The following is a 926-nucleotide window of genomic DNA, read 5'->3' as shown; positions in this document are numbered from 1 at the left end:
ATGGACGCAAGCGATCGAAAACGACGCAAAACAACCGTTGCAGGCAGGGCGCCGTCCACATATGGATCCCAGGGTCTCCGCGACGGAGCTTCGCTCCTGCTTCGCCCAGGGATGACGAAGGTGAGGGGCCTCGGCCAGCCTTACGGTCTTGCCTCAGCGCGTCAATTGCTGATTCATCCAAGGCGGTTAGCCGCCTTTTCTCCCGACCTGATTCAACGACCTCGCATAACGATTCAAAGCGAAAGGACCAAGCCATGGCCACGACGAAACTTCTGACCGATGCCGAGGTCCAGGCGATTCCCGCCGTGAAGGCTGTGTTCGACGACATCCGCGTGACGCGCAAATCCGATTTCGTCAACAATTTCTGGCGTGGGCTGGCCAATGATCCGGTTTCGCTGAAGCGGGTCTGGGAGCAGCTCAAGGCGGTGATGGTCGCTGACAGCGCCATCGATCCGCTGACCAAGGAGATGATCTACATCGCCGTCTCGACCGCCAATGGCTGCTCCTATTGCGTCCACTCGCACACCGCCGCAGCGCGGGCCAAAGGCATGACCGACGCGCAGCATGGCGAGTTGGTGTCGATCATCGGGCTGGCCGGGCAAACCAACCAGATGGTGACAGCGCTGCAGATCCCGGTCGATCCGGAGTTCGAGGTGCGGTGAGGTGAGGCGCGGCGCCTTCCCTTCTCCCCTTGTGGGAGAAGGTGGCCGAGCGAAGCTCGGTCGGATGAGGGGTGTTGGAAGGATCGCGGCATTGAAAGCGTAAGTGCTTAAATTGCTTTACATTTCCTCCGTCGCGTTCCTTCCAGCACCCCTCATCCGTCTCGGCGCTTCGCGCCGATCCACCTTCTCCCACAAGGGTGTTTGGACTGGGGACATCGCGAACAGATGTGCGAGGACATCGCGAACAGTTTTGCATGCTATCGC

Annotated in this window: 1 protein-coding gene; it reads left to right on the top strand. The window is 60.0% G+C overall.

Features of this window, described 5'->3' with window-relative positions; genetic code table 11:
- Positions 1 to 254 precede the first annotated feature (254 nt).
- Entirely contained in the window at positions 255 to 662 is a 408-nt protein-coding gene (locus NKJ23_RS34480; RefSeq protein WP_352685186.1) for a carboxymuconolactone decarboxylase family protein, read from the top strand.
- Positions 663 to 926 lie beyond the last annotated feature (264 nt).

It is taken from the genome of Mesorhizobium sp. M0184, from assembly GCF_040322215.1.
Lineage (GTDB): Bacteria > Pseudomonadota > Alphaproteobacteria > Rhizobiales > Rhizobiaceae > Mesorhizobium.
The sequence above is the reverse complement of the archived record's forward strand: the minus strand, read 5'-3'. Positions and strand labels throughout refer to the sequence as shown.